Below are 24,688 nucleotides of genomic sequence, written 5' to 3' on the forward strand. Positions count from 1 at the left end.
GGACACCCAATCGCTGCTTTGATTCGACAACAAGAACTCCTAATCAGGCGAGCCAGGAAGGCTTGCGCTTCTCGAGGAACGAGCGCACGCCTTCGCGGCCCTCGTTCGACGCGCGGATGTTGGCGATGCGCTGCGCGGTGTCGGCTACCAGCGCGTCCGTGACGTGCTGGCCGGCGATGTCGCGCACCAGCGTCTTCGCTTCGCGCACGGCGTTCGGGCTGTTCGACATCAAAGCTTTCGCGATGGTGTCGACCTGGCCGTCCAGCGCGGCGGCGCTGGCCACCTCGTGCACGAAGCCGATGCGCAGCGCCTCCCTGGCATTGAAACGTTCGGCGGTGAGGAAGTAGCGGCGCGCCGCGTTCTCCCCCATCGCCTTGATGACATACGGTGAAATGGTAGCGGGGATCAGGCCCAGCTTCACTTCGCTGAGGCAGAAGTGGGCTTCCTCGGCGGCTACCGCGATATCGCAGGCGGCGACCAGGCCCATGCCGCCCGCATAGCAGTCGCCCTGCACCTTGGCCACGACGGGCTTCGGGCACAGGTAGATCGTGCGCAGCATGTTCGCCAGCTGCATGGCGTCGGCGCGGTTCTCGTCATGCGAGTAGCCGGCCATCTTCTTCATCCAGTTCAGGTCCGCGCCGGCGCAAAATGCCGTGCCGCTTGCCGCCAGCACGATCGCGCCGATCGACTCGACCTGGCCCAGCGCGGTAAAGGCGGCCGTCAGTTCGGCGATGGCCTGCTCGTTGAAGGCGTTGCGCACATCCGGCCGGTCCAGCGTGACGGTGGCCAGGCGCTCGGCGATATCGATGTTCAGTGTTTCGTAATGCATGGCTTCTCCTTACATGCGGAAGACACCGAACTTCGTGTCCGGAATGGGGGCGTTCAGTGCGGCCGACAGGCCCAGGCCCAGCACCATGCGGGTGTCGGCCGGGTCGATGATGCCGTCGTCCCACAGCCGCGCGCTGGCGTAGTACGGGTGGCCCTGGTGTTCGTACTGCTCCTTGATGGGCTGCTTGAACGCTGCTTCTTCTTCCGCGGACCACTGGCCGCCCTTGCCTTCGATGCCGTCGCGCTTGACGGTGGCCAGCACGGAGGCGGCCTGCTCGCCGCCCATGACGGAGATGCGGGCATTGGGCCACATCCACAGGAAGCGCGGCGAGTAGGCGCGGCCGCACATGCCGTAGTTGCCGGCGCCGAAGCTGCCGCCGATGATGACGGTAAACTTCGGTACCGCCGCCGTGGCGACAGCCGTCACCATCTTGGCGCCGTTGCGGGCGATGCCCTCGTTCTCGTACTTGCGGCCCACCATGAAGCCCGTGATATTTTGCAGGAACACGAGCGGGATCTTGCGCTGGCAGCACAGTTCGATGAAGTGCGTGCCCTTCAGCGCCGACTCCGAGAACAGGATGCCGTTGTTGGCGATGATGCCGACCTTCATGCCGTAGATGTGGGCAAAGCCGCACACCAGCGTGGTGCCGTAGCGGGCCTTGAACTCGTCGAATTCGCTGCCGTCGACGATGCGGGCGATGACTTCGCGGATGTCGAAGGGTTTACGGGTATCGACGGGAATCACGCCATACAGTTCTTCCGGCGCGTACTTCGGCTCGACCGTTTCGCGCACGGGTGCCTGCTGCGGCTTCTGGCGGTTCAGGTTCGACACGATGGTGCGCGCCAGCGACAGCGCGTGCAGGTCGTTTTGTGCCAGGTGATCGACGACGCCGGACAGGCGCGTGTGCACGTCGCCGCCGCCCAGGTCCTCGGCGCTGACCACCTCACCCGTCGCCGCCTTCACCAGCGGCGGCCCGCCCAGGAAGATCGTGCCCTGCTCCTTGACGATGATGGATTCGTCGCTCATGGCCGGCACGTAGGCGCCGCCGGCGGTGCAGGAACCCATGACCACGGCGATCTGCGGGATGCCCTTGGCCGACAGGTTGGCCTGGTTGTAGAAGATGCGGCCGAAGTGGTCGCGGTCGGGGAACACGTCGTCCTGGTTCGGCAGGTTGGCGCCGCCCGAGTCGACGAGGTAGATGCACGGCAGGTTGTTCTGCTCGGCGATCTCCTGTGCGCGCAGGTGCTTTTTCACCGTCATCGGGTAGTAGGTGCCGCCCTTGACGGTGGCGTCGTTGCAGACGATGACGCACTCCTGCCCGGCCACGCGGCCCACGCCGGTGATGATGCCGGCCGACGGCGCGGCGTCATTGCCGCTGGCTTCCTTGTACATCTCGAAAGCGGCCAGTTGGGAAAACTCGAGGAAGGGCGTGCCGGGATCGAGCAGCATCTGCACGCGGTCGCGCGGCAGCAGCTTGCCGCGGGCGACGTGTTTCGCGCTGGCGGCTTCGCCGCCGCCCTGCGCGACCTTGGCCACCTTGCTGCGCAGGTCGTCGACCAGCGCCTGCATGGCGGCCGCGTTAGTCTTGAAGTCTTCGCTGCGCGAATTCAGTTTGCTTTCGATGTGCGGCATTCGGTCCCCTTGTCCTTTAGCGTATTTATGGCTTTTCTGGAAATGCTCCGTCCACATAGAACCAGCGCGCGGCGCCGCCCAGGGCCGGGTCCGGCTCGCGCAGGAAGCGGCTCACTTCGTGCAGGCGCTGGCCTTTGCCGGCGACACGGAAGCGGGCGACGAACTCGACGAAATCCTCGTCCGGGTTGGCGGGTTCTACTTTACGTTGACGTAAACGTAAAGCAGATTTTACCTCAAGTCCCAGCCACTGCAACGACTCGTCGGGGTCGACGATCTGCTCCGTCGGCCGCGTGCTCGGGTGCCACGTCGCCAGCAGGTACGGCTCGTTGCGCAGCGTGTACGCCGTATAGCGCGAACGCATCAGCGCCTCCGCCGTGGGCGGCTGCCGGGCCGGATCGCGCCAGCCGTCGAGAAAGGGACCGCAGCAGGTCGCCAGCGCCGGCCCGCCGCACGGGCAGCCGACGGGCGTCTTCGATTTGGACATTTGCAAGTCGGACAATGGAAAGCCGACATTATCCGCCATATCGGCTTAAGGGTGTCTGAGCCAGAAAATCGGTGACTGTCACCGTTTTTTCTGCAATTACTTCCAGGCGAGGAAGTCGAGGTCGAATGGCGGGGCGGCGCCGCGCATCAGGTCGGCCAGGATGGCGGCGGTGCCGCACGCGAACGTGAAGCCCAGCGGGCCGTGGCCGACGTTCAGCCACAGGTTGGGGTGGCGGGTGCGACCCAGCAGCGGGGCGCTGTTGGGCGTGGCGGGGCGCAGCCCGGCCCACGCTTCCAGCCGCGTGTAGTCGGCCGCCGCCGGCAGCGCTTCGCGTGCGCGCCGCGCCAGGCCGGCGACGCGGCGCTGGTCCAGCGCGGGATCGTCGCCCACCATGTCCACCATCGCGGCCACGCGCAGGTGCGTGCCGATGCGCGCGTACAGCGTCTTGCGCTCGAAATCGGTGACGCTGATGTCGGGTGCCACGTCGCCCGGGCGGATCGGCGCCGTCAGGCTGTAGCCTTTCAGCGGGTACAGCGGCAGCCGGATGCCGGCACCGGCCGCCAGGTCGCGGCTGTGGATGCCGGCCGTCAGCACGTAGTGGTCGGCCTGCACCCAGCCCTCGTCCGTCTGCACGCCCGCGATCCGGTTCCCTTCGACGAACAGGCTGGTGGCGCGGCCATGGACGATGCCTTCGAAACGTGGATGCTCGCGCAGCCGCGCCGCCAGCGCCACGCAGAACGCATGGCAATCGGCCACCGCCTCGCCCGCATTGAAGATGCCGCCGGCCAGTTGCGGTGCCAGGTCGGCCAGCGCCGGCTCCAGCGCCGGGATCTCGGGCGCGCTGACGATGCGGCGGCTGTTGTCCGCATCGGTCCGCGCCACGGCCGCCGCAAACAGCGCGGGCGAACGGTACACCACCAGCTTGCCGGCCTGGCGCCAGCCGAAGTCCGCCAGCGGCACGTGCACGGCCAGCTGCGCCATTTTCTGGCGGCTCAATTCTCCCAGCTGGAGGAGCTTGGCCGTCGTGCGGCGATTCTTGGCGCCATTGCAATTGGCCAGGAAGGCCGCCAGCCAGCGCCACTGGCGCCAGTCCGCCTCGGGCCGGAAGCGCAGTGGCCCGTCGGCCTGGAACAGCCACTGCAGGGCTTTCAGCGGGACGCCGGCATCGGCCAGCGGCGCCACGTAGCGGTAGCTGAGCTGGCCGCCGTTGCGTTGGCTGGCGCCCAGGCCCACGCCGGGCGCGCGCTCCAGCAAGGTGACGCGAAAGCCTGCCTCCAGCAGCCACCACGCGCTCGCCAGCCCGACCACCCCACCGCCGATGACGAGGGCGTGCTGGTTGAACGAATGGGAAGGTTGCGGCATGGTCGGCGTCCGGTTGAGTGGAGCAACAGCTTACGCGCGGGTCCGGGCGCCGTGCCAATGAATGCTGATGCGCCGGTCATAACCAGGGGTGATGCGCCTGGGCGCGACAATTTCATGACATTTGCTTACGATTTGAATGCATTGTTGGCAATGAATGTTTTTACAATATCAAGCCCTGTTGCCATCGACCTGTCATGCCCCGCTCGCCTGCTGTGCGAGGCGGTGCTGCACGCCGGCGCGCTGCCGGGCGAGCTGGTGACGACGATGGCGACCGCGCTGGCGCCACCCGCACCCGGCGGCGCGCTGCTGCGCGTGGCCGGCGAGCAGCTTACGCTGGTGGTGCGCACGCCCCCCGGCGACATGCTGGTGTGCCGCCTGCGCTACAGCGCGCCCCAGGGCTATCGCCTGCTGCGGCGCACGCTGGTGCGCGGTTCCTGAGCCGGCCGCGCCACGTTCGCGCAAGGCTTTTGCCACGGTGTCGGTCCAACGCCGGTACACTACCGGCTTGACGAGAAGGGTAACGACCGTGCAAGACCAGCAAGACATCACCGACAATTCGCCGCTGTACATGCAGATCGCGCGCAAGCTGACCGACGACGTGCGGGCCGGCCGCTACCAGGTCGACCAGGCCCTGCCCTCGGAACGGACACTGTCCGAGCAGTTGAATGTGTCCCGGGTCACGGCGCGCAAGGCGATCGACCAGCTGGTCGAACAGGGCCTGGTCGTGCGCCGGCGCGGCTCCGGTAACTACATCGCGCCGCGCATCGAACAGCCGCTGTCGAACCTGTCGAGCTTTTCCGAACAGCTGCAGCAGCGCGGCTACAAGCCCGGTTCGCGCTGGCTGAAGCGGGAAATCGTCACGGCCAGCGCGGACGAGCAGATGAGCCTTGGCTTGTCGCCGCACAGCAAGGTGGCGCGGCTGGAGCGCCTGCGCCTGGCCGACGACGTGGCGATGGCGTACGAGGTGAGCGTGCTGCCGTACAGCGTCGTGCCGCAGCCGGAATCGGTCGGCGATTCGCTGTACCAGTTCCTGGAGAAGAATGGCAAGGCGCCGGCGCGGGCGCTGCAGCACATCCGCGCGATGAACGCGTCGGCCGAGCTGGCCCGCCAGCTGGACGTGCCCGAGGGCCAGGCCGTGCTGTTCATCACCCGCATCGCTTACCTCGCGTCGGGCGAGGCGGTGGAGCTGACGCACTCCTATTGCCGCAGCGATCACTACGACTTTGTGGCGGAAATGCGGCGCGGCTGACCTGGCATAACTTGCGGGAATGCCCCGCACCGTACGTTTCATACGCAGGCGCCCTGCATCCGGTATTACACTGAGTCCGTATCAACGGATGAAGATGCCGATGCTGAAAACCGAAACTCCCAGTCCGCAACATCCGTTGCTGGACCAGTACCCGGTGCCCGAACTGGTGGCCGCCTTTGTCGACGACCAGTTCAATGCCGTGCAGGCCGTGCGCAATGCCGTGCCCCGCATCGCCCGCGCCGTCGAGGCGGCCGTGCCCCGCATCGAGGCGGGCGGACGACTGCTGTATGTCGGCGCCGGCACCTCCGGCCGGTTGGGGGTGCTGGACAGCGTCGAACTCTATCCCACCTTCTCCTGGCCGCACGAGCGCGCCGTCGCCCTGCTGGCCGGCGGCGAAAGCGCGATGTTCGTCGCGGTGGAGGGCGCGGAAGACGATTACGACCAGGGCGGGCGCGACATGGCGGCGGCAAGGCCGGGCCCCGACGACGTCGTGCTGCTGCTGGCCGCTTCCGGCGGCACCCCGTACGTGCTGGGAGCGCTGCATGCGGCCCGCACGGCCGGCGCGCTGACGATCGGGATCGCCAACAACGCCGGCTCGCCGCTGGCGGGCGAAGCGGACATCGGCATCACGCTCGACACCGGGTCCGAGATCATCTCCGGCAGCACGCGCCTGAAAGCGGGAACGTCGCAGAAGATCGCCCTGAACACCATCTCCAGCGCCATCATGGTGCGCCTGCACAAAGTGTACGGGAACTTGATGGTAGACTTGAAACCCACTAATGCGAAGCTGTACACGCGGGCGCTGCGCCTGACGATGCATGCCACGGGCGCGGAAGAAACCGCGGCGCGCGCCGCGCTGGAAGCGTGTGGCTATCATGTCAAGGTGGCGATCGTCGCCTTGCGGCGCCAGGTGCCGGTCGACCAGGCGGAAGCGCTGCTGGCGCGCGCCGGCGGCAGCTTGCGCGCGGCCGTGGACGGGTAAGCCGCACCGGTGCCGCGCGCATCCCGCGGCAACGACAACGAGACAAGGATGTGATGGAAGCAGAAAGCAAGGCCGTACCCCAGGCAGTACCCAAGGCCGTACCGCGTAGACCCTGGGCCTGGATCCCGACCCTGTATTTCGGCCAGGGCATTCCCTACTTCACAGCGATGACGCTGGCGCTGGTGATGTACAAGAACACGGGCTTTTCCAACGCCGACATCGCGTTCTATACCTCCTGGCTATACCTGCCGTGGGTGATCAAGCCATTGTGGGCACCCGTCGTCGACATGTTCGGCACCAAGCGGCGCTGGGTGGTCGCGCTGCAGGGCGCCATCGCCGTCGCCTTCGCGCTGGTCGCGTTTACGACGCACTTGCCGGCGTTCTTCCAGGTCAGCCTGGCGGTGCTGTGGCTGATGGCGTTCAGCTCCGCCACGCACGACATCGCGGCCGACGGCTTCTACATGCTGGCGCTGCCGCAGAAGCAGCAGGCCGCGTTCGTGGGGGTGCGCAGCACGTTCTACCGGCTGGCCAACATCACGGGGCAGGGCGTGCTGGTCGCGCTGTCGGGCCTCCTGATCCGCCAGACCGGGGATGCCCACGTCGCCTGGGCCGTCATCTTCGCGCTGCTGGCCGCGGTGTTCGCGATCCTCGCCGTCTACCACTTCTTCCTGCTGCCGCATGCCGCGGGTGACGGTCCGGTGCGCTCGAGTGGCGGCGGGGCGAAGGAATTCTTCGCCACCTTCGTGTCGTTCTTCCGCAAGGAGGGCATCCTGACGATCCTGGGCTTCCTGCTGCTGTTCCGGCTGGGCGAATCGCAACTGCTGAAAATGGTGGTGCCGTTCCTGCTCGATCCGGCCGAGAAGGGCGGGCTGGGCCTGGACAATACGGAGGTCGGCGTGGTCTACGGCACCGTCGGCGTGATCGCGCTGACGCTGGGCGGCCTGCTGGGTGGTCTCCTGATCTCCCGTTTCGGCCTGAAACGGTGCCTGTGGCCGATGGCGCTGATCATCCACGCGCCGGACCTGGTGTTCGTCTACCTGTCCACGGCGCTGCCGGACAATATCGTCATCATCGCCGTGGCGATGGCGATCGAGCAGTTCGGCTATGGGCTGGGCTTCACGTCCTACATGATGTTCATGATCATGGTGGCGGACGGCGAGCACAAGACCGCCCATTACGCCATCTGCACCGGCTTCATGGCGCTCGGGATGATGGTGCCGCAGATGGCCAGCGGCTACCTGCAGCAGTGGCTGGGCTACCAGCACTTCTTCATCTGGGTCTGCCTGGCCACCATCCCGGCGTTCATCATGACGGCGCTGATCAAGGTCGATCCGGCCTTTGGCCGCGAATAGGGCGGGGGCCGGGCCGGGGCACGGTTTACAATACCGCGCTGCGCCAGCGGGCGCAGATCAGATAGACGAGGTATGGTTTTGGCTTTCAATCCGAAGAAGCGGCTGACCCTGGCCGCAGGTACCGCCGGTGGCCTGGCGGCGATCCTGGCAGCGTGCACCACGACGACAACGACGTCGCCCCGGCCCGGCCCTGGCGCGGCTGGCGTGCCCGTCGCCAGCCACGAGCCGCCCCACTACACCGGCGAGCAGCCGCCGCCGTCGCCGCGGGAATTCCGCGCGGCGTGGGTATCGACGGTGGCCAATATCGACTGGCCCAGCCGCAGCAACCTGCCGCCCGCGAAACAGCAGGCGGAGGCGCTGGCCATCCTCGACCGCGCCAAGGCGCTGAACCTGAACGCCATCGTGCTGCAGGTGCGTCCCAGCGCCGACGCGATCTATCCATCTCCGCTGGAGCCGTGGTCGGAATACCTGACGGGCAAGCAGGGCAAGGAACCGCAACCGGCGTGGGACCCGCTGCAATTCTGGGTCGCCCAGGCACACCTGCGCGGCCTGGAGCTGCACGCATGGTTCAATCCTTACCGCGCCCGTCATTCGGCGGCCCGCTCGCCGCTGGCGAAAGAGCACATCGCCAACACCACGCCGCAAGCGGTGAAGAAGTACGGCAAATACCTGTGGATGGACCCGGGCGAGGAAGCGGCCTCGCGCCACACGCTGGAAGTCATCCTGGACGTGGTGCGCCGCTACGACATCGACGGCGTCCACATCGACGACTACTTTTATCCGTACCCGATCGAGGCGCCCGGCGCCAGCGGCGCGGAGGCGGCGGCGCTGGACGTGCCGGCGTGGCAGAAGCCGGAAGTGGAATTCCCCGACCAGCCGTCGTGGCAGCGCTACGTGCAGGGCGGCGGCAAGCTCGATCGCGCCAGCTGGCGCCGGCAGAACGTCGACAAGCTGATCGAGGCGATCTACACGGGCATCCACCGCGAGAAGGCGTGGGTCAAGTTCGGCATCAGCCCGTTCGGCATCGGCCGGCCGGACCGACGCCCGCCCGGCATCGCCGGCTTCTCGCAGTACGACAAGCTGTACGCGGACGCCGAGACGTGGCTGCAAAAGGGCTGGCTCGACTACCTGGCGCCGCAGTTGTACTGGCCCATCGCGCAGGCGCCGCAGGCCTTCCCCGTGCTGCTGGACTACTGGCTGGCGCAGAACACGCACGCGCGCCACGTCTGGCCCGGCATCTTCACCAGCAAGACGGCGGATGGCAGCCCGAAGCCGTTCAGCGCCGACGAAATCGTGCAGCAGATCGACGTCACGCGCATGCGCCCCACCGTCAACGGCCACGTGCACTTCAGCATGGCCGCGCTGATGCAGAACCGCGCCGGCCTGGCGGACAAGCTGAAACGCAACAGCTACCAGAGTGCCGCCCTGATCCCGGCGTCGCCCTGGCTGGGCGACCGCGCGCCGGCCACGCCGTCCCTGGCACTCAAACGCGGCACGAACGGGCTGACGATCAGCTTGAGCACGCCCAAGAACGCCGTGCAGTACGCGATCTGGGCCCGCTACGGCGACGAATGGCGCTTCACGACCGCCGCGGCCAGCCGTGCTGAAGTCGTGCTGGCGGACGATGCGGGCGTGCCGGCCCGCGCCGTCGTCGTCACGGCCGTGGACCGGCTGGGCAACGAGAGCGCCCGCGCCACCGCGAAGCTGTAGCGTGCCGACAACCGGATGACCGGCAGCGGCCGCGATTTGGCCGTACACTCGACGATTATGGACAGTTCCGATTCCGACCTTGGCCTGGGCATCGACGCGGGCGGCACCGAAACCCGCTGGGCGCTGGCACGGCGGGATGGCGCCATCGTCGCGTCCGGCCACGTGGCCGGCATGTCGGCCCTGCAGATGGGCAGCCCGGCCGGGCGCGAGCGGCTGCAGTCGGTCTTCGCGACCCTGGCCACGCAGGTGCAGGCGCATGGCCGGCCGAAGCGCATCTGCGCCGGCCTGACGGGCTTCGGCGGCGACAGCGCCGTGCTGACGGACTGGCTGGCCCAACTGCTGGCCGTCGACGCGGGCGCCATCGGCCTGTGCAACGACATCGAAATCGCCTGCCTGGACAGCTTCGCGCCGGGCGAGGGCTACCTGGTGTACGCGGGCACGGGCTCGATTGCCGCGTTCATCGACATCCACGGCACGCTGCACCGGGCCGGCGGTCGCGGTGTCGTGCTGGACGATGGCGGCGGCGGCTTCTGGATCGCGCGCGAAGCGATGCGCCGCATCTGGCGCCGCGAGGACGAAGCACCGGGCGCCTGGCAGGATTCCACGCTGGCGCGCGCCGTGTTCGAGCACGTCGGCGGCAGCGACTGGTCGTTCTCGCGCCAGTTCATCTATGGGCGCGAGCGCGGCGAGATCGGCCAGTTGGCGCTGGCGGTGGCGCACAGCGCCGACAACGATGTGGAAGCGCGCGCCATCCTGCAGGCGGCCGGCGTCGAACTGGCCCGGCTGGCGCAGGCGCTGGTGGCGCGCTTCGGTCCTCGTCCCATCGTGCTGGCCGGCCGCGCCGCCGCACTGCATCCGCTGATTTTCGACACGATGCGTGCGACCTTGCCCGCCTCGCTGGCGCTGGCGCAGCGCACTGCGCAACCCCATTTTGCCGCGGCCCGTCTGGCGGCCCGGCCCACCACCTCATGAACACAACGATGAAACGACTACCCTTTGCTTCCACCCTTGCCGTGCTGGCGCTGCTGGCCGGCTGCGCCACGGCGCCGCCGCCGGGCGGCCCCACGGTCGACCGCTCGCTGGTGTCGAAAGGCCAGAACAGCCGCGTGCGATTCGTCGTGCTGCACTACACGGTGGCGGACGTGCAGCGCTCGATCATGCTGCTGACGGAGAAAGAGGTGTCGGCCCACTACCTGCTGACGGACGGCGCGGCGCCGAAGATCTACGGCCTGGTGGACGAGAAGAACTCGGCGTGGCATGCCGGCCTGTCCAGCTGGAAGAACTACACGAACCTGAACAACAGCTCGATCGGCATCGAGATCGTCAATGCCGGCTTTACGGAGACGCCGGACGGCAAGCGCACGTATTACCCGTTCCCGCAGGCGCAGATCGACCAGTTGATTCCGTTGTTGAAGGACATCGTCGCCCGCCACCAGGTGGCGCCGGAGAACATCCTCGGCCACTCCGACATCGCGCCGCAGCGCAAGCAGGACCCGGGCCCGCTGTTCCCGTGGAAGCAGCTGGCGGACGCCGGCCTGGTCGCATGGCCGGAAGCGGCCCAGGTCGCGGCGATGCGCGCCAAGTACGAGAACAACGTGCCGGATGCGGTGTGGTTCCAGAAGCGCCTGGCGCAGCACGGCTACGCGGTGCCGCAGACGGGCGTGTTCGACCAGGCCACGCACAATGTGCTGGTGGCGTTCCAGACCAAATACCGGCAAGCCAACTACGACGGCGTGCCGGACGCGGAAAGCGCCGCGATCCTGGACGTGCTGACGGCACCCAAGCCAAAGATCGCGCAGCCGGCATTACCGGCCGCGCCGACGGCGGCCACCGCCACCGCGCAATAACGGGGAGCCGGACATGCGGCTGCGCCATATCGAGGTGTTCCACGCGATCATGCAGGTCGGCACCATCAGCGGCGCGGCCCAGGTCCTGCACATCTCGCAGCCGGCCGTGACCAAGGTGCTGCAGCATTGCGAGCTGCAGCTGGGGATGCCGCTGTTCGAGCGGGTACGCGGCAAGCTGTATCCGACACCGGAAGCGCACCGCCTGTTCGTTGAAACGGAAAAGCTGCACCGCGACCTGCAAGGCGTGCGCCGCCTGGCCGCGGGCCTGAAGACGCGGGCAGTGGAGACGATCAGGCTCGTATGCACGCCGACGATCGCGGGCAGCGTGCTGCCGCCGGCCATGAGCCGCTGGCGCCGCGATTTTCCCGCCACCCGCTGCGAGCTTGCCACGCACCACACCAGCGAGATCGTCCACATGCTGCGCCTGGGCGAGGCCGACCTGGCATTGTCGCTGCAGGACCCACGCCATCCCGGCATCGTGGCCGAGCCGCTGGCGCAAGGTGTCATGACCGTCATCGCGCCGGCCGGCACGTGGGCGGCCGGGGAGGCGGCCACGCCGCTGTCCCCCGCCGGCCTGCAAGGGGAACTGGTGGGCCATGCCGACAACGACCCGCTGGGCGAACTGGTGCTGGCCGCGTGCGAGGCGCAGGACGTGCACCCCGTCTTTCGCACGGTGGTGCAGACGTACCAGATTGCCCGCTTGCTGGTGGAGGCGGGCGGCGGCATGGCCGTCGTCGATCCTTTCACGGCCGCCTCGGCGCAGCCGCACCTGGTGCAGCGCCGGCCCCTGGCGCCGGCCATCCCGATCCACCTGTACCTGCTGACCGCCGGCCATGCGCCCCTGTCGCACGGAGCGCGGCAACTGGCGGACGCCATTGCCGCCGCGGCGCTGGCCTGCCTGGACACGCCGCCATGACCACGCGCACGCTGGCGAGCGAGCAGGTGCCGGGTTGTCCCGAATTCCGCCACCTGTCCACGATCGGCGGCATCGCCGTCGACCTGCGCTACGCCAGTCCCGCCAACTTCGTCGGTCGCGACCTGTACTCGCCGCTCGATTGCGCCTGGCTGCACCGCGACGCGGCGGCTGCCATCGAACGTGTCGTCGCCTGGCTGGCTGGCGTGCGGCCCGACCACACGCTGCTGATCCTGGACGCCTTGCGCCCGCATCGCGTGCAGGAACAGCTGTGGGATGCGCTGGCGGGAACGGACCTGCGTATGTACCTGGCCGACCCGATCCGCGGCTCGATTCACTCGTACGGCATGGCGGTGGACGTGACGATCCTCGATAGCGCGGGGCGCGAGCTGGACATGGGCACGGGATTCGACGACCTGAGCGAGCGTTCGCACCCGGCGCTGGAAGCCGAGATGCTGGCGCGCGGCGCCCTGACGGCGCAGCAGGTCACCAACCGCCAACTGCTGCGCGACGCCATGTTCGGCGCCGGCTTTGTCGGCATCAACAGCGAGTGGTGGCATTTCGATTGTGGCGATCGCGTGGCCGTGCGGGCGGGGTTCATTCGGGTGTTGTGAACAACAACGTTCTCCCTGGCCAATGGCTGGCCTACCGCAACGCAAGCACCGACGTGGTCCATTGTGGATAACAACTTCCCGCGATGGCTGAGTGGGCCAGCACGGCGAAAAGCCGGCGAGCGATCGTATCCTGGCCGGCTGAGCCGGACCGCCATCATCGGCGCCGGCACGGTGGCCCGCCTCTAAAAGGACGCGATCAAGCGAGCCCCGCACTCAGTGGTGTCCCCTCGAATGCGTACGGCTTCCCCTCGTGTCGGGGACCGTCGCCGGCAGGCCGAATCGCAAACGTTCCTTTGCAGCGGGGGCACTCGGTGGTGTCGCCGTCCAGAGCGGCCGACCTGCCCATGACAATCGTGCCGGAACTAGCCCCCACGACCTTACCGCCGTGATCGGTTTTGTCGTCAATGCGTATCACGCTTCTTCCCATGTGCTTCATCGTCTACCCTCCCCGGCGCCATTAAGGCGACCTTTTCACTGTGACACGGCGCCACCAGCCTCTGGTGCGGGCGTTGCCGGATACGAGCCCGGTGGCGCACCAGGCACCTTCACGCGGAACTGCAGTCCAGCTAGCAACTTGTCCCAGACCGCTAGCGCCTCGTCGTCGCTGACCGATACCACCTTCGCGGCGCCGACCTGATCATGCTCGACCTTAGAGTACATGTTCACGATGATTTCGGACGGGTAAGCCACATCAAGTGGCTTGCCTATATAGCCCCATTCGAAGTCGTGGACACCGTCGGGGCGTTTAATCAGTGATTCCTCGCCGTCCCAATGCATCACCGAACGCTTGCCTTCTCGGAGAACTGTTCGTTGCGGATAGGCCATCCCTTGCTCCTTTTGAGCGGCGCGGATTCGCGCTAACAGGGAGAGCTCCTCCTTTTTCTTTCTCTCGAACTCGTCCTTCGGATAGTCGGCGTAGGCGTCCTTGTTCGAGCTTATCGAGAATGTCACGTCCGGCAAGCTGGGCATGAATATTCCCACGTTAACCATTTCCTGGCTACGATAGGTGCTCTCCGCGATGAAAGCATGGTCCAGACAGAAGCCTGGCTCACTCGGAACCTCTTCCGGATTGCGAGGGCGTATACTTGCGGCCCGGACTGCCTCTTGATTCGCCACAACTGACACCTCGCCCTTTTCCTCCGCAGCGCCGCGTAAGATGAACACCCTGCCATCCTTGTTGACATACGTGATAAACATCATCAGATCTAGCTTCTTCGCGATGTGGTCTTCGTAATAGCGAATCTGCCAGCTAGACGGGACTGGACCCGGTCCGTTGAAGACGAGCTCAAAGGTCTTACGGGCACTCTCGAGTCGCGCAATGTCTTTCGCCACCATCGACTTTAGGTCGTCGAAATTCCCCTTAACGTCAACGATTTCAGATGGAACCGATGCACTACCCCAGATGAGCTCGGCTTCGGCCGGAACGCGCAGAACGTAACGGCCGAAGCACATCACCTTTGAGTTAGAGAATATCTTTTGTATTCTCGGGCTTGAGGGGACGCTCGCTGGTTGGGAATGGGATGTGGATTTGCCACACCCGTGGCTCGACACAACCAACATCGTGACGATGATGATTCGCGCAGCGCCGCGCAGGTGACAGGACATGTTACTCAACCGAGTTTTATAAATTTCGTGACCGTAGAAAGTCTGGTGTCGGCCGCCCTACAAGGACGAGATCAGGCGAGCTCCGCATTCGGTGACGTCACCCTCAAATGCGTACGGCTTGCCTTGGTGCCGAGGACCGTCGCCTGCTGGCCGAATTGCAAACGTCCCGTTGCACTGTGGACATTCCGCTGCGTCGCCTTCCAAAGCGGCCGCCCTGCCCATGACGATCGTGGTGGAACTAGCCCCAACGACCTTGCCGCCGTGATCGGTTTTGTCGTCAATGCGTATCACGCTTCTTCCCATGTGCTTCATCGTCTACCCTCCCCGGCGCCATTAAGGCGACCTTTTTCACTGTGCCGCGCCGCCACCTACGTCTGGTGCGGCCGCAGCCGGATAGGACCCGGGTAGTGCACCGGGCACCTTTACCCTGAACTGGAAGCCTCCCAGCAACTTATCCCAAAGCGCTAGCGCCTCCTCGTCGCTGACCGATGCTGCCTTTGCCGCACCTACCTGGTTATGCTCGACTTTCGAGTACATGTTCACGCTGAGTTCGGACGGGTAAGCCACATCACCAGGCTTGCCGATATAGCCCCATTCGAAATCGTGGACCCCGTCGGGGCGTCGGATCAGTGATTCCTCGCCGTCCCAATGCATGACTGCACGCTTGCCTTCTCGGAGGACCGTCCGGCGCGGATAGCCAATGCCTTGCTCTTTTTGGGCAGCGTCGATCCGCGCCAGCAAGGACAGCTCTTCCTTTTTCATTCTCTCGAATTCGTCCTTCGGATAATCGCCGTAGGCATCCTTGTTTGAACTAATCGAGAACGTCACGTCCGGCAGGCTGGGCAGGAAAAGTCCTACATTGATCATTTCCTGGTCGCGATAGGTGCTATCTGCGAGGAAAGCCTGCTCCAAGCACGCGCCTGGTTCAGTCGGTACTTCATCGGTCGCACGCGGCCGTACCCCAGCTGCCCTGGCAGCCTGTTGCGCCGCAACGGCTTTTTCGTCAACCGTGAACCCGGTCGAACCCCGCAAGACAAACACCCAGTCGTCCTTGTTGACATAGGTGATAAAGGTTAGCAGATGGAACTGTTTGGCCGAGTCGTCTTCGTAAAAGCGAATCTGCCAGCTGGACGGGACCGGACCGGCGCCGTTAAGGACGAGTTCAAAGGTCTTATCGGCGCTCTCGAGTCGGGCGAGGTCCGATGCTGCCATCGCTTTCACGTCGTCGAAATTACCCTTCACTTGGACTATTTCCGATGGGAAGGAGGCTCCTCCCCAGATCAGTTTGGCTTCGGCCGGAACACTCAGAGTGTAGCGGCCGAAGCACACCACCTTTGACTTGGAGAATATTTTTTGTAGTTTCGGGCTAAAACCGATGCTTCCTGGTTGGGAATGGGATGTGGATTTGCCACACCCGTGGCTCGACACAACCAACATCGTGACGATGATGATTCGCGCAGCGCCCAGAAGGTGACAGGACATGTTACTCAACCAAATTTTATGAATTCGTGATCGTATGAGGTCTAGTCTCGGCCGCCCTACAAGGACGAGATCAGGCGAGCCCCGCATTCGGTGACGTCACCGTCAAATGCGTACGGCCTTCCTTGGTGCCGAGGACCGTCGCCTGCTGGCCGAATTGCAAACGTCCCATTGCACTGTGGACATTCCACCGCATCGCCTTCCAAAGCGGCCGCCCTGCCCATGACGATCGTGGTGGAGCTAGCCCCCACGACCTTGCCGCCGTGATCGGTTTTGTCGTCAATGCGTATCACGCTTCGTCCCATGTGCTTCATCGTCTACCCTCGCCGGCGCCGTTAAGGCGACCTTTTCACTGTGACGCGGCGCCACCAGCCTCTGGTGCGGGCGTTGCCGGATACGAGCCCGGTGGCGCACCAGGCACCTTCACGCGGAACTGCAGTCCAGCTAGCAACTTGTCCCAGACCGCTAGCGCCTCGTCGTCGCTGACCGATACCACCTTGGCGGCGCCGACCTGATCATGCTCGACCTTAGAGTACATGTTCACGATGACTTCGGACGGGTATGCCACATCAAGTGGCTTGCCGATATAGCCCCATTCGAAGTCGTGGACACCGTCGGGGCGTTTAATCAGTGATTCCTCGCCGTCCCAATGCATCACCGAACGCTTGCCTTCTCGGAGAACTGTTCGTTGCGGATAGGCCATCCCTTGCTCCTTTTGAGCGGCGCGGATTCGCGCTAACAGGGAGAGCTCCTCCTTTTTCTTTCTCTCGAACTCGTCCTTCGGATAGTCGGCGTAGGCGTCCTTGTTCGAGCTTATCGAGAATGTCACGTCCGGCAAGCTGGGCATGAATATTCCCACGTTAATCATTTCCTGGCTACGATAGGTGCTCTCCGCGATGAAAGCATGGTCCAGACAGAAGCCTGGCTCAGTCGGAACCTCTTCCGGATTGCGAGGGCGTATGCTTGCAGCCCTGACTGCCTCTTCATTCGCCACAACTGACACCTCGCCCTTTTTCTCCGCAGCTCCGCGTAAGATGAACACCCTGCCATCCTTATTGACATACGTGACAAACATCAGCGAATCTAGCTTCTTCGCGACGTGGTCTTCGTAATAGCGAATCTGCCAGCTAGACGGGACCGGACCCGGCCCGTTAAAGACGAGCTCGAAGTTCTCACGGGCACTCTCGAGCCGCGCAATGTCTTTGGCCACCATCGACTTTAGGTCGTCGAAATCCCCCTTAACGTCGACGATTTGTGATGGGACTGACGCAGGCCCCCAGATAAGTTCGGCCTCTACCGGAACTTGGAGTAAATAGCGGCCGAAGCACACTGGCTTCGTCTTAGCGAAAAGTTTTTGTAATTTCGGGCTCAAGGGGATACTTCCTGGTTGAGAATTAAATGTGGATGAGCGGCTGTCGCACGCTCCGCTCGACACGACAAACATCACGGCGGCGGCAATTCGAGCGGCGGTACGAAAATGACTGATCATGAGTCTCAATCCCATTTTGCTGTCGCAGCGATTTTAGCCAGCGAATACAACATCGAACCCAACACCTTCGAGTTGGCATAACTGCCCTGGTGCTCATAGGATTCGTCGGACCGGTTGCCATGTGGGAAGAGTTTCCCGGTAATGTGTCGAGCCGACCGTTCCGCTGGAACGGTTTCATCGCCCGGCTCAGTCGCTGGCTGCAGTGCCAAGGTCAGTACCCGTTTCCCTGCCTGGACCGTCATGGTCCCCCTTCGATCGTCGGTAAGTAACGTCCACGTGTCTGCCGGAGGGAGATCGGCCAGCGATGCGTCCCGGATTTCTGGGTTCATAATTTTGAAAACCAAGTTTCCATAGCTCAGCCGTTCTTTGTCGACGCAAAAGCTCGCGTACGTCTGGGTCGGATGAAAAGTTTTTTGAATCTTGTCCTGGAACTCGACGGCCCGAACCAAACGCTTTTGAACCTCCGTAATTCCCCCGCCGGCCGCGGATGTAAATCGGGCCGGGTTGACCCAATCCGGATTAACCAGACGCCACCACGCTCCGGCGGGTTGGAGATAAATGTTGTCCAGCGCAGTCTCATTCTCATTTGGCCAACTGCGCACCGTCCTTCCCATCCTGTCCACAACTCGGAGCCACTCCTTACCGTAGCCAGTCCCGGGCAGCAGCTCGAGTGGCGCCGGCGTGTTCGCCAGAATAGCGGTCGCGTGCTCCCCGTCAATGCCGATCAGTTCAGCAAAAATTTCGGCCTGCATGCCGTCCTTCTCCTGGAAGCCGAAGCGCATCCGGCGGTACGAGGCGGCAGCGCCCAACGTTGGCATCGCGCTATGGTAAATCCCAAGCACTTTGACGTTACTGTCGTTGAGCAGATTGCCGAAATTTGGGTGAATCAACGCCCTAGCAACCAGGCCGCCCATGCTGTGGGTAACGATAATCACTTCATTGCAATCGAACCCCCGCTTTTGGTAGCCGGAAACGACGCCTCGGATGCGCTCCGCAATGCTCTTTGCGGAGTCAGCGTTGCTCTTGAGGAAGTTGTAACCCATCGCATGAACCGGATACCAGCAATTCGAAATTTTGCGCAGCTCTTCTTTAGGGATCAGCAGGTCTCCATACAGGTATGAACTGCGGGGTTGCCACGGACCTAAGGGGTGGATGGAGTCGTATTGGGTGATCATGTTGTTCATGGCTTTCTCCGCCGTACGCAACACCTGCTCATACGCACCATCGACCAGGATCTCGCTCCACCCGCGCCACCGCGCTATCTGCGCGGCCGTTGTGGTAACTTTGACCCGTTTCCCGTCTTGAGCCATTTTGTCGACGATTAAAGGCGGGACGGGCGAGTAGTTGTCTGGAATGTTCTGATGGCGAGCGTCCGATTCGCGGGTAAGTCTTCCATCCGGATCGAACTTGCCTTTGTCCTCCGTGTAACGGTAGTAGTCTACCTCCGTCTGATTCGGATCGAAGATCATTTGACGCTGGGCAGGCGAGGCCTTGCGGTACCACCCGCCGAAACCACGGTTCAGCGCGACCGACACCTTACTGTTCATTAAATCATCGGGCCGCCAAGCGCGATTGTCAGGGCGACCGAGCTCCCGTTGTTGCCGCTGCGCGCTCATGCGAAGGTTGCTTCCCATCACGCCCGGGAGGAAGATGATAGGAATAACCTTCTTCGGCGGCACTTTAACTTCGTGCCGGACCTTGTCCTTGACCTCAGTCATCGACACCGTATACTCGGCAAAGCCGCCTACACCCTGGCTGAAACTCCCCTCTTTGTTGCCTCGCGCATTGGTGTTGCTCGCATCCGTCATGGCATCTCGCCCTTCCATCGAATCGTGTATCCCTCCAGCCCGTTACCCTTCTGCAGGCCGGTACTGCCATCTGGTCCAGTCTTTCCGGTAATAATCGTACCGTCGTCGCGTATCAGTTCATACGCCACATCTTTCATGGGCTCGCCGTTCGCGTCCATCAAGAAAACTTCCTGGTCGAATCGAAGGTCGACGTGCTTTTCGTTGAACGCCTGAGCGACGCTCTTCGCCCCAAGAGTTTCAAGGTTGCCGTGAAACAGGACGGGGCTCGTCGTGAAGAACTGCGTCTGGTCGCTAATCTCGAGCATATGATTGGCGCCATGCAGTCGAATGCCTTTCTTTCCCCGAATCTCGACCCAGTCCGACTCGCTCATCAGTTCGAGCACCTTGTTGGCGATCACTTCCACGTCGTTGGCTTGAGCGCGCACCGTGACCTTGCCCGCCGCCGCAATCAGGCTAAGGCCGGCTTTGTGCACGAACAACCGGAGGCTCTTGCCGATGCTCGCGAACATACTGGCGGCGCTGGCAATTGAGAGGCTTTTACCGCTGCTGAGCGCGATGTGCTCTCCGCTGGCGATGTGCGCGGACTTAGCCGAATTGAGCGCTATTCCAGCCGGACTTCCGAGGACGAGGTGCGGTGCTGACAGTTCAGAGAACGGTTCCTTCCCAGAGGCGCGGATGGTTTCCTGCTGGGACCGGGCCGCCTCCGCAGGCCCATCTTTCTCCTCCTCGGGCTGGTCGTCGTGCTGAGTTGCAGCGGACAGCAATCCCTCGTGGATATCGACCGCCGTCGCCAAGCGCTGCGAGGTCTCGTCGAGATCCTTGGCATGTGATACGCCGTTCGATCGTGCATCGGTCGTTACAAGAAGGCCAGCGCCAGCACGGAGCACCCCATGTCCATCCGTGCGTAGCTCCCATCCCTCGCCACGCGCGTCGCGGCGTCCCTGGGTGTCGTCAATCCTCGTCAGAAAGCCGAGTGAGAGCTGGGAATGTAAATGGTCGCTTCGTAGTTGTGCCTGGATTTGCTCGTTCGTATCGTCCAGCACCAGATGGTTGCTGCGGCCCATAGGCGAATTGCCCTTGCCTGGCGCCAGCTCGCGGCTACGCAATCCGCTGAGCGCCTGCTGCCCCGGCACGGCCCAAGGCGGCATGTTCCGTTCGTTGTAGAGTGCTCCGGTGATTATGGGGCGGTCTGGGTTGCCGCCGAGCCATTGAACGATCACCTCCGTTCCCACCCGTGGCACCATCGATGCACCCAGTTCGGCACCGGCCCAAGCGCTCGAAACCCGCACCCATGCGGAGCTGCGGTCGTCCTGGGTACCGACTCGGTCCCAATGAAATTGCACACGAACCCGGCCATATTGGTCCGTATGGATGCTTTCATTACCTTCTGGGCCTACCACCGTCGCGGTCTGCAGGGCCAGGATCTTTGTGTGCACACTGTTGTGTCCACGCCCCGGTCGCCACGGCGCTGTTCTCATCGCACAGGTAAACCAGTTGCGGTATGTGCCGTTCCCGCCGTCGGTAGAGAGATAGTTGTTTGCTGCACTATGCCGCGCTGAAATCACGAAAAACTCGTCCCCGCCAGCATCGCTAGCCCCAAGATATGCGGCAAAGTCAAAGTCGGCGGTCAGATGGAAGCAGCGTCCTGGCTGAATGAAGCGGCAATTCCCCTCCCCGGCCGCTTGGGCTGCGGAGGCCTCGAACTCCTCCATGCGTACACGGGCCTGCCCGTCGCCGGCTGCGCGGCTGCCAAATCCATAGGCGCCGGTGTATTCGTACGTCTCGATGCGCGGGAAGCTCCCCAGTTCGGCCAGCGTCAAGGTACCCACCTCGACGGGGGTGGGCGCCTTGAAGTCGAACGCGGCCAGGGTGACGCCAGCGGGCACGCCTTGTCTCGAAGGCGACCAGGTGTCGATAGCGTCTTCCTCGACAGCGCCGCCCTTCGCGTGAAACCGCACGGTGCCCCCGCCATCGACCGGCGCCGCAGCCGTGGAGTCGCTCGAGACGATCAGCGTGTGACCCTGGGCATCGTGCTCGTACCAGTAGTACCACCCTTTCTCCTCCCACCGGCGGCTGAGGTAATTGAAATCGGTCTCGTCGTATTGGCATGCATCGGTCATGGCGGGGTCGTCGTCCGTTACCCGCCTCATTAAGAAAACGAGTCGGATTGGACATGCAACGCTGCGATTCACTTCAATGTTAAAAATTGGGCAATATTGTAGCATTCGCGAATCGCGCGCATACGCCAGCGCTTAGTAGACACAGCGGACATGCCGGTGCCGCGCAAGCGCAGTATTCTCATGGTTGTTCACCCTGCGTGCTAGTGGGATGCTGCCTGGAATTAACAGGTGGCGGTGCACGTACGTCTAGCGCCGAGCGAACGTCTCCTCCCAGGTCCGTTGCGTGAGCTGATGCGCGCGTGACGCCGGGTGTTGGCCGACTCTCTGCAGCACGTCCACCACGTAGTCATCCGAGACCTGTGACGCAGCCTCCTACATCGCACTCCCAGCACTACTATTCGCCGTCCAGTCGATCAACGCATCGACAATCCCCCGACCGACGCCATTGCCGGCCCGCTCATGGTTGACGATGGCAACCACAATGCACTCCTCGCCATTCGCATCCGGCACATAGCCCGCCACCGCGACGACGCCCTTCAGCGTGCCCGTCTTGATGCGGGCGCGCGCCGCGGCGGGGCTGTCCTTCAGGCGCTTGCGCATCGTGCCGTCAATGGCCGCGATCGGCAGGCTGGCCTGGAACTCCGGCAGCCAGGGCGACGACTGGCCGGCGCGCAGTACGGCGGCCAGCTGCACGGGGCGGATGCGCTCCGTGCGCGACAGGCCGGAGCCGTTCTCGAACACGATGCCGTCGCCGTCGATGTGCTGCTCCTTCAGCCACTGGCGAATCACCTGCTCGGCCCGCGCCGCCGTGGTGGCGGGCACGGACTTGGCGTCGCCATGCGCGGCCATCAGCATCGCCAGCCGTTCGCCGGCGGGCAGCGGGCGGCTGCCCAGCACGGGGTCCGGCTGCAGGCTGCCCAGGCTGAGGAACAGCATGCGTGCCATCGCGTTGTCCGACGTTTTCATGGTGTCGCGCACCAGTTCCGGCAGCGCGCGCGAGACGTGTTCGGCCAGCAGGTGCGTATCGTCGGCCGGCGTGGCGGCGGCGGTGGCTGCGTCGCTGGCCAACGCGCCCTGGGCAACGGCGGCAGCGGCCAGCGCCGATGTGTGGGCCGCCAGGTCCACGGTACGGGTCTTCCCGTCAGCGTGCCGCCCAGGCGCTGCCAGGTGGCGCGTACCAGGCGGTCGGCGTAATCGTCGCGATCGAGCACGTTGATGCCCACGTTTTTCCGGCAGTTGCGCGGGAACGTGCCGTGCAGGACCACCGTCAGCCTGGTGTCGCGGCGCTCGACCGTGGGCGGCAGCCAGCCCGCATCCCACTTGGCGCAGTCGCCATCGACCAGGGCCAGGGCCGGCTTGACGTCCACCTTGTCCAGCTCGGGCAGCATCGACGCCGTCAGCGTGCGACCGTCCGCGGCCAGCTCCACGTACAGCATGTTCATGTTCAGCAGCAGGGCGTCCGGAACGACGTTGTAGTACGCCTCCGGTGCCTCGTCGAACGGCGGCAGCGCCGCGTCAGGCCGCGCGGGCTGGAACAGCTGGCGGTCCAGCACCAGGTCACCGGCGATCTTGCGCACGCCCAGGCTGCGCAGGCGCTCCAGCAGGTGGGTCAGCGCGTCCGCGCTGAAATCCAGGTCGGCGCCGCCGCGCAGGATCAGGTCGCCGCGCAGCACGTTGCCGACAATCGCGCCGTTGCTGCGCAACTCGGTGCGGCCGCGGAACGCGGGGCCCAGTTGCTCCAGCCCGACCAGGGTGGTGACGACCTTCATCGTCGAGGCGGGATTGAGCGCGGTGTCGGCCGCATTCGAGACCAGGATCGTGTCGCCGCGCAGCACGACGGCGCCGATGGCGTCTTCCGGGATGCCGGCGGCCAGCGCCAGCTTGGCCACCGGCTCCGGCAATGCAGCGATCGAGAAGGGCGTGCACGCCAGCAGGACGGCGCACAGGGTACTGCGTAACAGCATCGGCACTCCTTAACCGAAGAACAGGTAGGCGACGCCGATGGCCGTCAGCACGCCGGCCAGGTCGGCGATCAGGCCGCACGAGATCGCGTAGCGGGTGCGGCGGATGCCGACCGAGCCGAAGTACAGCGCGACGATGTAGAAGGTGGTATCGGCCGAGCCCTGGAAGATGCAGGCCAGGCGGCCGACGAACGAGTCCGGCCCGTAGGTCGTCATCGCGTCGATCATCATGGCCTTCGAACCGCTGCCCGACAGGGGCTTCATCAGCGCCGTCGGCAGGGCCGGCACGAAGTCGGTGCGCAGGCCCAGCGCCGAGAAGATCCACTCGAAGCCGCTGACGATGAAGCCGAACACGCCGGCGTTGCGGAACACGCTGATGGCCACCAGCATGCCGACCAGGTAGGGAATCACCGTCAGCGAGGTCTGGATGCCGCCCTTGGCGCCCTCGATGAAGGCTTCATAGACGTTCACCTTGCGCAGATGGGCCTTGATGAGGAACACGCCGATGACGCCCATCAGGATCATGTTGCTGACGACCTTCGAAACCACTTCGATCTCGCCTTTCGACAGGTACTGCGTGAAGTACCAGATCAGCGCGACGATGGCGCCCGTCATCCCGCCCAGCCACGTCAGCACGACCCGGTCGAACAGGTTGATGCGCTGCCGGATCGATACCGCGACGATGCCGGCCAAGGTGGCGGCATAGGTGGCGATCATGCAGGGAATGAAGATGTCGGACGGATCGGCCGCGCCCAGGATCGCGCGCTGCGCCATGATCGCCAGGGGGATCAGGGTCAGGCCGGACGTGTGCAGCACGAGGAACATGATCTGCGCGTTGCTCGCCTCGTCCTTGTTCGGATTGAGCGACTGCAGGCTTTCCATCGCCTTCAGGCCGAATGGCGTGGCGGCGTTGTCCAGGCCCAGCAGGTTGGCCGAGAAATTCATCACCATGTGGCCCGTGGCCGGATGGTCCTTCGGCACCTCCGGGAAGATGCGCGAGAAGAACGGTGCGATGACTTTCGCCAGCCAGCCGATCACGCCGGCCTTTTCGCCGATGTTCATGATGCCGAGCCACAGCGTCATCACGCCGGCCAGGGGCAGGGCGATGTCCATCACGCCCATGCGCGCGGCGTCGAACGTGCCGTCGATGACCTTCTTGAAGATTTCCGTGTCGCCCAGGAAGAGCCATTGCGCGAACGCGGCGGCGAAACCGACGAGGAAGAAGCCGGACCAGATGTAATTCAGAGACATA

24 protein-coding genes are annotated in these 24,688 nt (G+C 64.4%); 9 read left to right on the plus strand and 15 right to left on the minus strand.

Going from position 1 to position 24,688, the window contains the following annotated elements; genetic code table 11:
- Positions 1-43: 43 nt before the first annotated feature.
- Genes PX653_RS22025 through PX653_RS22040 form a run of 4 tightly spaced genes read right to left on the minus strand, consistent with a single transcriptional unit; the run spans position 44 to position 4,307 of the window.
- Positions 44-829 carry an enoyl-CoA hydratase/isomerase family protein gene (locus PX653_RS22025; RefSeq protein ID WP_277414837.1) on the minus strand — a complete coding sequence of 262 codons (786 nt, stop codon included), beginning with the start codon at positions 827-829 and terminating at the stop codon, positions 44-46.
- Positions 830-838: 9 nt separating this feature from the next.
- Positions 839-2,461, minus strand: coding sequence for a carboxyl transferase domain-containing protein (locus PX653_RS22030; RefSeq protein ID WP_277414838.1), 1,623 nt, complete (start codon positions 2,459-2,461; stop codon positions 839-841).
- A gap of 25 nt (positions 2,462-2,486) precedes the next feature.
- A complete protein-coding gene (locus PX653_RS22035; protein ID WP_371876367.1) occupies positions 2,487-2,984 on the minus strand; it encodes a YchJ family protein in 498 nt (165 codons plus the stop codon).
- A gap of 57 nt (positions 2,985-3,041) precedes the next feature.
- A complete protein-coding gene (locus PX653_RS22040; protein WP_277414839.1) occupies positions 3,042-4,307 on the minus strand; it encodes a D-amino acid dehydrogenase in 1,266 nt (421 codons plus the stop codon).
- A gap of 150 nt (positions 4,308-4,457) precedes the next feature.
- On the opposite strand from PX653_RS22040, the gene PX653_RS22045 reads away from it, so the two are divergent.
- The 9 genes from PX653_RS22045 to PX653_RS22085 all read left to right on the plus strand — a co-directional run bounded on the left by PX653_RS22045 (position 4,458) and on the right by PX653_RS22085 (position 12,974).
- The gene (locus PX653_RS22045; RefSeq protein ID WP_277414840.1) at positions 4,458-4,745 is read left to right on the plus strand and encodes a hypothetical protein; all 288 of its coding nucleotides are present in this window, start codon (positions 4,458-4,460) and stop codon (positions 4,743-4,745) included.
- Positions 4,746-4,875: 130 nt separating this feature from the next.
- Positions 4,876-5,556: a GntR family transcriptional regulator gene (locus tag PX653_RS22050; protein WP_277418638.1), complete on the plus strand. Its 681-nt coding sequence runs from the start codon at positions 4,876-4,878 to the stop codon at positions 5,554-5,556.
- A 100-nt stretch (positions 5,557-5,656) separates the two neighbouring features.
- A complete protein-coding gene (locus PX653_RS22055) occupies positions 5,657-6,538 on the plus strand; it encodes an N-acetylmuramic acid 6-phosphate etherase (protein ID WP_277414841.1) in 882 nt (293 codons plus the stop codon).
- Between the two features lie 53 nt (positions 6,539-6,591).
- On the plus strand, positions 6,592-7,890 hold the full coding sequence (locus PX653_RS22060; RefSeq protein WP_277414842.1) for an MFS transporter: 1,299 nt from the start codon (positions 6,592-6,594) through the stop codon (positions 7,888-7,890).
- A 72-nt stretch (positions 7,891-7,962) separates the two neighbouring features.
- Positions 7,963-9,600, plus strand: coding sequence for a glycoside hydrolase family 10-like protein (locus tag PX653_RS22065; protein ID WP_277414843.1), 1,638 nt, complete (start codon positions 7,963-7,965; stop codon positions 9,598-9,600).
- Between the two features lie 57 nt (positions 9,601-9,657).
- Complete coding sequence (locus tag PX653_RS22070; protein WP_277414844.1) at positions 9,658-10,572, plus strand: N-acetylglucosamine kinase; 915 nt, start codon at positions 9,658-9,660, stop codon at positions 10,570-10,572.
- Between the two features lie 8 nt (positions 10,573-10,580).
- Complete coding sequence (locus PX653_RS22075; RefSeq protein ID WP_277414845.1) at positions 10,581-11,447, plus strand: N-acetylmuramoyl-L-alanine amidase; 867 nt, start codon at positions 10,581-10,583, stop codon at positions 11,445-11,447.
- A 13-nt stretch (positions 11,448-11,460) separates the two neighbouring features.
- Positions 11,461-12,363 (plus strand): LysR family transcriptional regulator, encoded by a 903-nt coding sequence (locus PX653_RS22080; RefSeq protein WP_277414846.1) that lies wholly within the window; start codon positions 11,461-11,463, stop codon positions 12,361-12,363.
- Positions 12,360-12,974 carry a M15 family metallopeptidase gene (locus tag PX653_RS22085; protein WP_277414847.1) on the plus strand — a complete coding sequence of 205 codons (615 nt, stop codon included), beginning with the start codon at positions 12,360-12,362 and terminating at the stop codon, positions 12,972-12,974. The genes PX653_RS22080 and PX653_RS22085 overlap by 4 nt, the downstream gene beginning before the upstream one ends.
- Before the next feature lie 196 nt (positions 12,975-13,170).
- On the opposite strand, the gene PX653_RS22090 is transcribed toward PX653_RS22085, so the two are convergent.
- From PX653_RS22090 to PX653_RS22140, 11 genes are all read right to left on the minus strand, one after another.
- A complete protein-coding gene (locus tag PX653_RS22090) occupies positions 13,171-13,410 on the minus strand; it encodes a PAAR domain-containing protein (RefSeq protein WP_307730808.1) in 240 nt (79 codons plus the stop codon).
- A 35-nt stretch (positions 13,411-13,445) separates the two neighbouring features.
- Positions 13,446-14,579 (minus strand): T6SS immunity protein Tli4 family protein, encoded by a 1,134-nt coding sequence (locus tag PX653_RS22095; protein ID WP_277414848.1) that lies wholly within the window; start codon positions 14,577-14,579, stop codon positions 13,446-13,448.
- A gap of 57 nt (positions 14,580-14,636) precedes the next feature.
- Complete coding sequence (locus tag PX653_RS22100) at positions 14,637-14,891, minus strand: PAAR domain-containing protein (RefSeq protein ID WP_277414849.1); 255 nt, start codon at positions 14,889-14,891, stop codon at positions 14,637-14,639.
- Positions 14,892-14,927: 36 nt separating this feature from the next.
- Positions 14,928-16,061: a T6SS immunity protein Tli4 family protein gene (locus tag PX653_RS22105; protein ID WP_277414850.1), complete on the minus strand. Its 1,134-nt coding sequence runs from the start codon at positions 16,059-16,061 to the stop codon at positions 14,928-14,930.
- A gap of 56 nt (positions 16,062-16,117) precedes the next feature.
- Positions 16,118-16,372, minus strand: coding sequence for a PAAR domain-containing protein (locus PX653_RS22110; protein ID WP_277414851.1), 255 nt, complete (start codon positions 16,370-16,372; stop codon positions 16,118-16,120).
- 35 nt (positions 16,373-16,407) lie between these two features.
- On the minus strand, positions 16,408-17,547 hold the full coding sequence (locus PX653_RS22115) for a T6SS immunity protein Tli4 family protein (protein ID WP_277414852.1): 1,140 nt from the start codon (positions 17,545-17,547) through the stop codon (positions 16,408-16,410).
- Between the two features lie 5 nt (positions 17,548-17,552).
- Positions 17,553-19,355: an esterase/lipase family protein gene (locus PX653_RS22120; RefSeq protein WP_277414853.1), complete on the minus strand. Its 1,803-nt coding sequence runs from the start codon at positions 19,353-19,355 to the stop codon at positions 17,553-17,555.
- Positions 19,352-21,580: a type VI secretion system Vgr family protein gene (locus PX653_RS22125; RefSeq protein WP_307730809.1), complete on the minus strand. Its 2,229-nt coding sequence runs from the start codon at positions 21,578-21,580 to the stop codon at positions 19,352-19,354. Before PX653_RS22125 ends, PX653_RS22120 begins: the two co-directional genes overlap by 4 nt.
- A gap of 267 nt (positions 21,581-21,847) precedes the next feature.
- Positions 21,848-22,543, minus strand: a complete 696-nt coding sequence (locus PX653_RS22130) for a D-alanyl-D-alanine carboxypeptidase/D-alanyl-D-alanine-endopeptidase (RefSeq protein WP_371876368.1) — start codon at positions 22,541-22,543, stop codon at positions 21,848-21,850.
- Entirely contained in the window at positions 22,438-23,439 is a 1,002-nt protein-coding gene (locus PX653_RS22135) for a D-alanyl-D-alanine carboxypeptidase (protein WP_371876369.1), read from the minus strand. The genes PX653_RS22130 and PX653_RS22135 overlap by 106 nt, the downstream gene beginning before the upstream one ends.
- Positions 23,440-23,448: 9 nt before the next feature.
- Positions 23,449-24,687 carry a spore maturation protein gene (locus PX653_RS22140; RefSeq protein ID WP_277414855.1) on the minus strand — a complete coding sequence of 413 codons (1,239 nt, stop codon included), beginning with the start codon at positions 24,685-24,687 and terminating at the stop codon, positions 23,449-23,451.
- Between the last annotated feature and the right edge of the window lies 1 nt (position 24,688).

This window comes from Pseudoduganella chitinolytica, from assembly GCF_029028125.1.
GTDB classification, from domain to species: domain Bacteria; phylum Pseudomonadota; class Gammaproteobacteria; order Burkholderiales; family Burkholderiaceae_D; genus Rugamonas; species Rugamonas chitinolytica.

Excerpts from the sequence above, each read along its gene's own strand:
- PX653_RS22060 (WP_277414842.1), top strand. The coding sequence starts at position 6,592 with ATGGAAGCAGAAAGCAAGGCCGTACCCCAGGCAGTACCCAAGGCCGTA.
- PX653_RS22110 (WP_277414851.1), bottom strand. The coding sequence starts at position 16,372 with ATGAAGCACATGGGACGAAGCGTGATACGCATTGACGACAAAACCGAT.
- PX653_RS22080 (WP_277414846.1), top strand. The coding sequence starts at position 11,461 with ATGCGGCTGCGCCATATCGAGGTGTTCCACGCGATCATGCAGGTCGGC.
- PX653_RS22065 (WP_277414843.1), top strand. The coding sequence starts at position 7,963 with ATGGTTTTGGCTTTCAATCCGAAGAAGCGGCTGACCCTGGCCGCAGGT.
- PX653_RS22055 (WP_277414841.1), top strand. The coding sequence starts at position 5,657 with ATGCTGAAAACCGAAACTCCCAGTCCGCAACATCCGTTGCTGGACCAG.
- PX653_RS22070 (WP_277414844.1), top strand. The coding sequence starts at position 9,658 with ATGGACAGTTCCGATTCCGACCTTGGCCTGGGCATCGACGCGGGCGGC.
- PX653_RS22115 (WP_277414852.1), bottom strand. The coding sequence starts at position 17,547 with ATGATCAGTCATTTTCGTACCGCCGCTCGAATTGCCGCCGCCGTGATG.
- PX653_RS22105 (WP_277414850.1), bottom strand. The coding sequence starts at position 16,061 with ATGTCCTGTCACCTTCTGGGCGCTGCGCGAATCATCATCGTCACGATG.
- PX653_RS22095 (WP_277414848.1), bottom strand. The coding sequence starts at position 14,579 with ATGTCCTGTCACCTGCGCGGCGCTGCGCGAATCATCATCGTCACGATG.
- PX653_RS22040 (WP_277414839.1), bottom strand. The coding sequence starts at position 4,307 with ATGCCGCAACCTTCCCATTCGTTCAACCAGCACGCCCTCGTCATCGGC.
- PX653_RS22025 (WP_277414837.1), bottom strand. The coding sequence starts at position 829 with ATGCATTACGAAACACTGAACATCGATATCGCCGAGCGCCTGGCCACC.
- PX653_RS22140 (WP_277414855.1), bottom strand. The coding sequence starts at position 24,687 with ATGTCTCTGAATTACATCTGGTCCGGCTTCTTCCTCGTCGGTTTCGCC.
- PX653_RS22030 (WP_277414838.1), bottom strand. The coding sequence starts at position 2,461 with ATGCCGCACATCGAAAGCAAACTGAATTCGCGCAGCGAAGACTTCAAG.
- PX653_RS22120 (WP_277414853.1), bottom strand. The coding sequence starts at position 19,355 with ATGACGGATGCGAGCAACACCAATGCGCGAGGCAACAAAGAGGGGAGT.
- PX653_RS22075 (WP_277414845.1), top strand. The coding sequence starts at position 10,581 with ATGAAACGACTACCCTTTGCTTCCACCCTTGCCGTGCTGGCGCTGCTG.
- PX653_RS22090 (WP_307730808.1), bottom strand. The coding sequence starts at position 13,410 with ATGAAGCACATGGGAAGAAGCGTGATACGCATTGACGACAAAACCGAT.
- PX653_RS22085 (WP_277414847.1), top strand. The coding sequence starts at position 12,360 with ATGACCACGCGCACGCTGGCGAGCGAGCAGGTGCCGGGTTGTCCCGAA.
- PX653_RS22125 (WP_307730809.1), bottom strand. The coding sequence starts at position 21,580 with ATGCTACAATATTGCCCAATTTTTAACATTGAAGTGAATCGCAGCGTT.
- PX653_RS22135 (WP_371876369.1), bottom strand. The coding sequence starts at position 23,439 with ATGCTGTTACGCAGTACCCTGTGCGCCGTCCTGCTGGCGTGCACGCCC.
- PX653_RS22100 (WP_277414849.1), bottom strand. The coding sequence starts at position 14,891 with ATGAAGCACATGGGAAGAAGCGTGATACGCATTGACGACAAAACCGAT.
- PX653_RS22035 (WP_371876367.1), bottom strand. The coding sequence starts at position 2,984 with ATGGCGGATAATGTCGGCTTTCCATTGTCCGACTTGCAAATGTCCAAA.
- PX653_RS22045 (WP_277414840.1), top strand. The coding sequence starts at position 4,458 with ATGAATGTTTTTACAATATCAAGCCCTGTTGCCATCGACCTGTCATGC.
- PX653_RS22050 (WP_277418638.1), top strand. The coding sequence starts at position 4,876 with ATGCAGATCGCGCGCAAGCTGACCGACGACGTGCGGGCCGGCCGCTAC.